Raw genomic sequence first — 11238 nt, forward strand, 5'->3', positions numbered from 1 at the left:
AAATTAGTAAAGGAGGCACCGGGCCCATGCCATTTCTATCATTATGTTTTGTGCGAAATGCTGGGCATGGGCATAAATATGGTGAAAAATTCAAAAAAATATAAGATTGTGGCATTGATATTGGCATTTGTTTTAATTACAACAACTATTCCGTTAACTATTTTGGGAATTGACAATCTGAAACCTGATACTATAACAGTTGATAATGCAAGCAGCGAGGATAAGAGAATTGCATCCGAGATATCTAATGAAACAGGTGTAAGTGTCGAAGAAGTCTTTGAATTAAAAGCATACGGACGTTCGTGGAATGAGGTTCTTACTTTTCTAAGAAACAAGTCAACTCTGGGTGAGAGCAGCAATAAGAACAAGAGGGATGATTTGCTGCTGAACGCAGGTCTTGATGAAGAATATATGAAAAAGCTGAAAAAAGAAGGTTTCACAGAGGGTGAAATTTCAGAAGCCAAATTGATTGAAGAAAGAGTAATTTTTCAGCTTGAGGAGATAACCTCAAAAACTGAAGCAAACCAATTGAATTCACCGGGCACAGCAGGCTTGCCGAATCCGTCAGGACCTTCGGTAAATGCAACCAGCCAGCCCAATCAAGCAGATGCGGGTAAGCCTGCTTTTGATGTTGGAAATACGGGTTCCAATGCTGACATAGCAACATATCAGAAGCTTTATGAAAAGATAGATATTAAAAATGCAATATATTTCATGCTAAAGCTTAAGGCTGACTTTGGAAGCTGCGAAAAGGCATTTGACGAATATCTGTTTTCACTCCAGGCAGATATTGACCTTAATGATTACATAAAAGATAAAGAGGCATATCTTAAGAGCAGGGATGAGAAAAAATTGCTGCTCGATGACCGGAATGTAATAACACTTGAGAAGATAGAAGCAAAATCCATTGAAAAAATTCAGACAGAAGACAGAGACAGTGATTTGATATCGAATCGGAACCAGGCAGCAGATAAAAGCTTAAGTGAAGCGGCACCAAAAGAAACGAGTCCTTTGCCGGATGTACCAAAACCAAACTCAGTGGATGTAAAACCTAAAAATCCCACTGACGAGATAATGAATGAAATTAACGGAATTAATCCCATAGAGAATCAGAAATAAAGGAGAATGAGCTTATGAGGAAGGTAAAAAGGACAAGGTTAATAGTAATAATCTTAGCTATGGTATTGGTAGTAAATGCCGGTTTGGTAGGCTACTCAATGATTGGGGGAAATCTGCTTGTATCAGATAAGAACAGCTCTGATAATTCTGTGAAAACAACAGTAAACACTCAAAATTCCAAGACTGTGGACAATGGGTTAAAAGATGAAGCCAGCACCGAAATATCCAAGGAGATCCTTGATTTGATAAAAGCACAGGACCCTGACAGCTATACAAAAAATTTAAACAATTATAAGCAGCTGCTTGAACTTTTAAATGTACACGTAAAATTCAAGAATGAAATTGAAAGGCTTATAAAAAAGGGAAAAAAGCTTCCGGACATACTAATAGCGTATTCGTTCCTGAATGATTGCTATGGAGGTATGGAAGATATAGAAAAGCTGGTAGATAAGAAAGAAGCAGGTAAAAAGTGGCCTGATATCTTTAAGGAATATTTTAAAAACAATCCTGAGTTTGTTCCAAGAGACTTTGAATCTGATTATCTGGAAAGGTTATTGGATTCGGGCACAAACCAGGATACCATAATGATAGCCGACAGGGTAAGCCAGAAAGCAAAAGTCGAAATTGATACTTTAATAAGCAAAAAGCAGGCAGGAGAAAGCTGGAGACTGATAAATGCGGAGTACGGCATAGTTAACGGTTTGGAAAAGTCCCCGCACTTGTCGGTTACACGCACTCAGCTTACAAAATATACTACTCAGACCAATCTATCTGAAAAAGAGGTTATAAACGCTCTGACGATAGGGACTAAACTTGGTAAGTCCGCCGATAGTGTCCTTAATTCTGTTAAAAAGGGACTATCAAAAGAGGAAATCTATGCAATGGCTTTTGAAGAAAAATATTATTAGAAAATACCATTAATTCCAAGGAATTGTTTTTTTCCTTGAAAAAACAATTCCTTTTCAAGGGGGACTTAATTTTGAAAAATATAAAGAAAATATTAAAACCCATAGTAGTCCTGATAACTTTAATAGTGACCTCAATAATATCAATGCAGGGTACATATGCAACTACACTTGAAGAACAAATGAACAACCTCATAGGGCCAAAGCAGCAATATAACACAATGCTCTCGCCTGCGTACCTGAGAAATAACGTATCGGAGGAGTCGATCAGCCCGCAGAGCGGAGATATAACTCTTTCGCAGACTGATTACGTTCTGACCGGTATAAACGGGCTTGACCTGGAAATAAAAAGAATGTACAGAAGTGGAACTTCAAACGTTCAAAACATGAAGGCTGAGTATCAGAACGGTGTTTGGGTTGACCAGGTATATTCCGACAATAATACATCCTCCTTCTATGAAGACCGGTATGATCTTGGAGTGGGAATGAGGTTTTCTTTCCCTGCAATTGAGGCAAAGTCCAATTCTGATGGATCAAGCTACAAATTTCTACACACTGAAGCAGGTGATGTATACAGGTTAACCGGGCCTGAAAAGGTAGACGGTGTAAATACATATGAGCCTGAAAATCAGACAATTAAAGATGTTACAGTTAAAGAAAACAAGGATTTCAGCAATGGACAGACCGATGGAACGTCCTTTTATGTAATGGAAAATAAAACCGGAAAGAAAACATATTTTGCCGAAGACGGCCGCGTTTTGGGTATTGTAGACAGGTATGGCAATAAAATAACCTTTGAATATAAAGCCCAGACATATACCATAGACGGAATTGCAAAAACCAAAAAGCTTATTTCAAAGATCATTGATACAATGGGAAGAGAAGTAACTCTTGAGTATAAGGAAGATCAGAATTTTACAGTTGGAGCAATAGAAAACAATAAATATAGTCTTGAAGACAGCTGGAAGGAGTCACAAAACCCCGACACAGTTAATTCCGGCGATCTTAAAGGTAAATTCCAGGTAATAGTCAACCTCCCCGGAGGAGAAAAAATAATATACGATAAATCTGCAGTACTGGTCAGCAGTTCAAAACATGTGGTAAGAACAAGGCTGCAAAGGGTTTATGATGTTGATGGAAAGCCAAAATATCACTATTGGTATGATCAGCCCAGCCTTGGATTTACATATACAAATGGAACGAATTATAAGGCATATAACAGATATGAAAACCTCACACAGATAGATTACTGCAGGACAAACCGGGTAGAGCGTTTTACCTATAATACATATACAAAGGGCCTTGCAGACAGCGGCAGTATGGAGTACAGAAAAATTTTCGAAAAAAAGGAACTTGCTAAAACCGGCTATGATAATACCCAAAGCAACTTCCTTGACAGATTTCAGTTCGATGTGAAAGACAGAATAGAATACAAATATACAAACGAGGCCGACGGATACGGTTTTAGCGGCTATAAAGCCAATGATGATGCTTACCTGAAGGATACCTATAAATACTTTTCCGAGAAAAAATTAAGCAATGGAACCGTTATTAAATACACATACAACGGTATCCATGAGCAGGTAAACAGTGAAGAAACAGGGACGGATCATAAGATTGTCTCAACTACCGAATTTGATGAAATGAAATTCCCGAAAAAAATCGAAAGTATTACCACCGGTTTTGAAAATGGAAAGGTTAAGGGGCAGCCTGTCAAGAAAACAGAAAATTACAGATATGACATGTACGGGAACCTGACAAACTATACCGGACCTATTGCAAACAGAGACGATAAAGGCTATCCTGCCGATAACGAAAATACTGTTGTATATACTTATGCTTATGACAAATTCCATGTCCTCCAGTCAAAAACCTGGAAGCTTGATAAGAATACTACAAGCCAGGTAATCTATACTATTGATGATAAAGGTAATGTAACCAGAGAAGAAAGTGTGCATACCAGTGACAAGGATTTATGGAATATAGCGGAATACGAGTATGATAAATATGGTAACATGACAAAAAAGACAGTGCATTCGGACGGAAACGATCAGGTCACCAACTATGAATATGGAATAGATATCGATGGTGTAAATCAAAAAGGTGCTTACCTGACGAAACAATATGGCACTGCCAATGGTGTTGAGATTTCCAAAAGATATTCTTATGACTTTAACACCGGGAATATGAAGGCCGAACTGGATGGAAAAGGCAACAGAATCAGTTATGAATATGATACATTAAGCAGATTGCAAAAAATAACATACCCTGATAATACAATAAAGCAGTATACATATAATGACTTTAAGCTTCAAAACAGGCAGATAGAATATATTGACCAGTCAGGAGAAAAATTCAGGTACACCTATGATATTTTCGGAAATCAATTAAACCATAGTGTATATGATAAAGAGGCCTGGCACACGCTGCTGGCAGATGAATATGATGCGCTGGGCAACAAGATAAAGGAAACCGATTCAAACGGAAACAGTGTGAAATTCACATACAACAGTGAAAACAGTCTTGTAAAAAAAGATTACTATGAAAAGGACTCTGCTAAAAAGGAAAGCCTGACACTTGACTATACATATGGAGCAGATGCCGACACAAAGCTGCTCATGCTGCTGACTGATGAAGACGGCTATACAAAGCGCCTTCACTATGATATTGCCGGAAAGCTGATAAAATCGGAGCAAACCCCGGATAAAACCAGTTATTATTCAGCTTCATACGCATATGACTATGTTGGAAATGTTGTAAGTCAAACAGATGCAAAAGGTAATACTGCAAAATATTCTTATGATGACCTTGGAAGAGTTGTCAGCAAAACAGATGCTTTAAATAACGAGACAAGATATACATATACAAGCTTTGGCCAGGTGGAAACTATTGAGGAGCCCGGCGGAAGAACAACTAAATACATATATGACAGCATAGGACGGATAGTTGAGGAAAGAGTATTTGATAAGTCGGCTGCCGACAGCTGTGTATATAAGAAATACACCTATGATGAAAACAATAACGTAACATCAATATCGCAGGGAAAAGTTGATAAAGACACCGATACCTTGGCGGCTTTTATGGAGTACGCATATAACAGCATGGATAGGGTTACCGATGAATACAGCAAAATAGACTCGGTTAAAAAATCACATACCCGGTATTCCTATGACAATAAGGGTAACAAAACTGGTATTACACAGTACATAAACGAATCCGGAAGCAGTGCGATAGGATTTGTATATGAATATAATTTCGCAGATAAAGTAACCAGAGAAGAAGGTATAATGAGTGATGTAATTTCGCCGGCTCAGATTGAAAACCATGGAAATTTCATCAGGAAATTCAGCTATGACTACGAAGGAAATGTGCTCTCACAGGAGATATATAACGGTGCGGGTTTTGAGAAAACCACATACGGCTATGACCACAGAAACAGGCTTATAACAAAAATTGAACCCTTTACGAAAGAGGGTGCTGTGAGGACAACCTCCTACAGTTATGACAAAAGAGGAAATCTTGCCTCTGAAACATTAAACCGTTCAGGGGTGGATTGCACTACACAGTATCAATATAACGGTATGGGAGGGGTAGCAGCCAAAATCGACCCAATGGGTTATGTGAGCAAATACCTTTATGACGAAAATGGGAGCCTGATAAAAGAAATAGACCCAAGATTTTCGGCACAGGATTCAACGAATGCTCCGGGAACCGTATACGAATATGATGCACTTAACAGGCTGAAAAAGGTTTCTGTATTTGATGGAAGTGAAAGCATTGTTATCAGTTATAAAGAGTACGACGGACGTGGAAATATCATAAAAGAGGCGGACGGAGAGGGCTACAACAAGGATAATCCGACAGCATCCTTTGGGAATACATATGTGTACGATGCTTACAACAATGTGCTCCAATATACATCTGCCCAAACCTTCAAGGATAATAAGAATAACGGTACCGACAATTATTCAAGAAAATATACTTATGATGCCTCCGGCAGAGTCCTCAGCGAGACTGATGCTTATGGTAACAGGACACAGAACATTTACTTTCTCAATGGCCTTTTAAAGCAAACCATATACGCAGACAATACATCAGAAGGCTACGAGTACGACCTCACGGGAAATACGCAGGTTATTAAAACAGATAAATTAAATAATAGAACTGTAACCTATAGAAACCTGTTTGGAAAGGTTTACAGAACTGATAATCCCGACAATACTTATGAAACCTATGAGTATTCTCCTAAAGGTGAACTTGCTTCGAGTGTTGACAGGGCAGGAAATGCCAGGTATTTTGAATATGATCTGTCGGGGAACCTCACAGCCGAAAAGGATTATGTCAAATCAGACAGTACATACGATTACTACAAGCTTGTTAAGAGCAAATATGATGAAGCAGGTAATATTCTAAGCAGTGAAACCTTTGAGTATAAGACGGCTAAAGCTTCCATGGCAGGACAGGAAACCTCGATGGGTGACAGAGCAGTATATACCTATGATAAAAATGGGAGAACAACAAAAGTATCTGGCCCTGCGGGACAGGAAACTATTAATGAGTACGACAAAAAAGGCAATCTTGCTACTAAAAGAGAAAAAGTTGATACTGATAACTACAAAGTTACCAGGTACATATACGATGTTCAGTCGAGGCCAATTACACAGGCTGTGCTTGTAGATACCTCCGATGTAGAACATAACTATCTTAGAAATGCGGAGTTTGATAACGAATATACTGCAAAAGTAAAGGCAAAAACAGCCTATACCTACTATCAGGACGGACAGCTTAAAACAAAAACCGATGCCTATGGCAACACCACACAGTTCAAATATGATCTGGATAAGAGAGTAAAAGAAAAAATAAATGCTTTAAATAAAACAACAAGCTATAATTATGATCTAAACGGAAACCTGCTGGAGGAGAAGAATGCTGCGGGAATATCCATGTACTATGAGTATGACAGTATGAACAGACTCATCAGGAGGAAAGCGCCGGCAGCAGGCGGGGGGCAGGCAGTAACCAGATACATATACGATGAAATGGGCAACCTTAAAAAGCAGATACAGCCAAACTTCTACGAGGGGAACAAGGATACTGCCGGACTTGCAGAAACAATGAAGGGCACCTCGTACGCTTATGACAGCATGAACAGACGCACAACAACCGTATCACCGGAAGACAGCACCCTGGAATACCTGAAATACGATGCCAACGGAAATATTGTTAAGAGAGTGGACGGACTGAGGTTCAATGTGGATATCGAAGCCTCGGCAGGTACAAGCTATGAATATGATGCCCTGGGAAGAGCGATAAAAACAACAAATGCCCTGCAAAGCAGCAAGACCTATGAATACGATATCCTTGGCAATCTTACCAGAGCTACCGACGAAAGGGGTAGCTCCACACTTTACAAATACAATGCAGACGGAACACTTGCAAAGGCAATCTTTGCAGACACTGGAAGCGTAGAATACACCTATGACAGGCTGGGACGGAAAATATCCCTTACCGATCAGCGTGGAAACACCACAACGTATAGCTACAACAGTTTTGGCAGTATTAAGGCAGAAACAGACTGCTATGGTAATTCCATGGAATATATGGCAGACCTCCTTGGCAATATAGTGGCATTAAAGGACAAAAGAGGAAGCATTACATACATAACCTATGATGCTGAAAACAGAGTGGTTTCCAAAAGGATTCCATTTGAAAAAGACAGCGGCGGAAGTGTGCTCTATACTATTGAGAATTATGTCTACGATGAAATAGGGAATGTGATAACCAGAGAGATTACAGGAACAAAGGACAAGCTGTCGGCAAAAAAGACCACCTATACATACTATGACAACAACCTTGTAAACACAGTGACCGATAGCAGCGGAGCATACACAAGAGCCTATTATGACAAAAACGGAAATAGGATTAAAATTGAAAGTCTGAGATCAGAGGGTATATTTGATATACAAAAATTTGAATACGACAGCCAAGACAGAGTAATAAAAGAAATAAAACTGGTAAGCGAAGAGGACATTCACAATGCTGCCGGTATGCCTAACCTGGACAGCCTCAAGGACGGCGAGTATCCAGGTAAGCTCATGCTGATTACAGCCTATGAATACGATATTCTTGGAAACAAAACAAAAGTAATCAGTCCGATGGCTTTCGGCTGTAAGGAAGATGATACTCAAAACAGAGCAAATTATACAACCGAATACTCTTATGACCTGCTAAACAGACTAGAAATGACCACAAGAAAATATGACGGCAGGAATGTGTTCACCCAGTATACCTATGATGCGGCAGGCAACATGCTCGCAGTTAAGAACGAGCGCGGCTATACCACTGTATATGCTTACGACGGGCTTAACAGAGTGGAAACAATAACAGATGCAAAAAACAACCAATACAGGTATGCCTATGATCTGTCCGGAAACAAGTTGTCAGAAACAAATGCAAAGGGCTATACAATGACCTATGACTATGACAAACTGAACAGGCTCCAGACAGTCACAGATGCCTATAACAAAGTCATAAGCAGAAAAGTCTACGATGCCAACGGAAACATAATAAAGGAAATAGACGCAGAAGGCTATCAGTCTGCCGGTGATGATGAATCCAGATATGGCACAATATACACCTACAACCTTGCAAACATGATAGTATCATATTCAACACCTGAGGCAGCGGAAAAGAACAAAATCAGTATAAAATATACCTACAACCAGTACGGAGAGGTAATAAAGCAGACCGACGGCCTGGGCAGCACCATTTCCTATGAATACGATGCTGCGGGAAATCTCACCAAAGTGACCGACGCACTGGGAACAGTAACAAAATACAGCTATGACAAGCAGGGCAACAAGCTTACAATGACCGACGGAAGGGGTAAGCTTACACGTTATGCCTACATAGCCTTTGGGAATCTTAAGTCGGTAATAAATGCAGATAACCAGACTCAAACCTACAAGTATGATCTTGAAGGGAATACAGTCTGCGTAACCGATAAAAACGGCAACAACACACTATATACCTATGACAACAGAGGGCTCCTGCTCCAGAGAAAAGTGGCCGAAACAGGGGATAGTATCACCTATGCTTATGATGAAACAGGCAACAGGAGCTCCATGACCGATGAAAGCGGAACAAGTATCTATTACTATGACGAAAACAACAGACTCACCGGAATACAAAAGGGTGGCAATACACAGATAAGCTATGCATATGACCAGACAGGGAATATTGTAAAAGTAACCGACCTTAAGGGCAATACAGTAGAATATACCTACGACAAATCAAGTAGACTGGAAACTGTAACCTGGGGAGGAAAAACAACAACCTACTCGTATGATGACAATGGCAGAAGAAGCTCGATTACCTATGTGGGAGGGGTATCGGAAAGCTACAGCTACGACAGGGACAACCGGCTGATCACACTTACAAATATGAAGCCCAACGGCGGCAGATTATCTGAATTCAGCTATACCTACGACCTTGCAGGGAGACAGATAACAAAAACCGACCTTTACGGAACTACAGACTATGAATATGACAAAGCGGGGAGAATCACAAAAGTTGCAACACCTGGAAAAACTACCGTATATTCATATGATAAGGCAGGAAACAGGGTATCCCAGAACGAGACATATACATCACTTCAGCCAAGTGACTATGTTGACGAGAGTACCGGAAAAGAAATACAATATATATTGAAGAAGAGCGATTATACCTACTCAAACACAAACCAGCTTTTAAAGCTGGTAGAGAGAATGTTTGACGAGAACAATAAAGAAATCGCCAGAAAAACAACAAAATACAGCTATGACAGCAACGGAAACCAGTTAAAGCAAAGCATCAGCCATTCTTTGCCTAATAACACCGGGCTGCGCCCAAAAACAACAGGTACGGCATATGGGGATAATGTTTCAAACACCATAGACAAGCTGGTAGAAAAAACAAGCTACACCTATGACGGCTTCAACAGGCTCAAAAAGACAGAAACCGTCAAAGCCGGAATTCGCACAACCGTTGACTTTACCTACAACGGAGACGACCTGCGTGTAAGCAAAACAGTAAAGAAATCCGACAGGGGATACCAGGCAGAAGTAACAAACTACCTGTACGACAGACAGAATGTTATCCTTGAAACGAATGCAAGCAACAATATAAAGGCAAGGTATGTAAAGGGAACAAACTACATAGCAAAAGCGGATGCAGCCGGAAAGGAGAGCTATTTCCTTTATAATGGTCACGGAGATGTAGTACAGACAGTAGATGCAGCAGGCACAGTAGAAAACCAGTATGACTATGATATCTGGGGCAACCCTACCCTCACAGTCGAAACCACCAGTAATGCAATCCGCTACACAGGTGAATTCTACGATCAGGAGACAGGCCTTTACTACCTGAGAGCAAGATACTATGACCCATACCTGGGACGCTTCACCACAGAGGACAGCTATTGGGGCGAAGATAACAACCCGCTGAGTTTGAATTTGTATACCTATTGTGAGAACGACCCGATACAGTATGTAGACCCGAGTGGGCATACAACAGACTGGGAGATTGATTGGTTCATGGGTAAACAAGGTGATCCGTCTGAATATAAAAACGGGATGCGGGTTACCAAATCATCCAGCAGTTCGTCAGGCAGTACTGTTACTTTAAGTGATGTAGCTGATGCAACTACTTGGAGTAAAGGCTCTTCAAAAGCGACATTTTCATTTAACGGTACTCAACAGGACTTATATGTAGAGAACGGAAAAGCATATGACAGCTGGGGAAATGTAAGAGGAACCATTGAAAACGGACATATTGTAGTAACTAATAAAGAGTTTAACAATATGTTTGGAAACAGCACAGGTTCAGTATCAAACACTACTACTGTGAACGTAAAGCAAGGGGATCACGTTACGTCAGCTTCAACCTATGCAGGTTCCAATGTAACCATAAATAATTATGGCATTATGGATACTATAACTACTGGAAAGAATAGCAGTTTGACTCTTAATAATTATGGTACAGTAAAAAATGAAGTTAGGCTTGGGGAAAATGCAACTGCTGTGATAGTCAATAATAAAGGTGCCTATATTAAAGATGTAATAGGTGGAAATATAACTGACAAGAATAGCCAGAAAGGAATTAATGCAACAAATTATGGAGAGATACATTATATTCAAACTGGAGCTTATAGCACGAATGAAGTGTTTAACTATGG

Annotated in this window: 3 protein-coding genes; all 3 read left to right on the forward strand. The window is 40.0% G+C overall.

What is annotated here, in order from left to right; genetic code table 11:
* The first annotated feature begins 78 nt into the window (after window positions 1-78).
* Window positions 79-1119 (forward strand): hypothetical protein, encoded by a 1041-nt coding sequence (locus T344_RS29945; RefSeq protein ID WP_154669456.1) that lies wholly within the window; start codon window positions 79-81, stop codon window positions 1117-1119.
* Window positions 1120-1133: 14 nt separating this feature from the next.
* Window positions 1134-2027 (forward strand): hypothetical protein, encoded by an 894-nt coding sequence (locus T344_RS0117950; RefSeq protein ID WP_027629857.1) that lies wholly within the window; start codon window positions 1134-1136, stop codon window positions 2025-2027.
* Window positions 2028-2098: 71 nt separating this feature from the next.
* The coding region (locus tag T344_RS28610; RefSeq protein ID WP_034862093.1) for an RHS repeat-associated core domain-containing protein at window positions 2099-11238 on the forward strand (9140 nt) is incomplete at its 3' end.

Origin of the sequence: Ruminiclostridium cellobioparum DSM 1351 = ATCC 15832 (assembly GCF_000621505.1) — a bacterium.
Classification (GTDB): Bacteria; Bacillota; Clostridia; order Acetivibrionales; family DSM-1351; genus Ruminiclostridium; species Ruminiclostridium cellobioparum.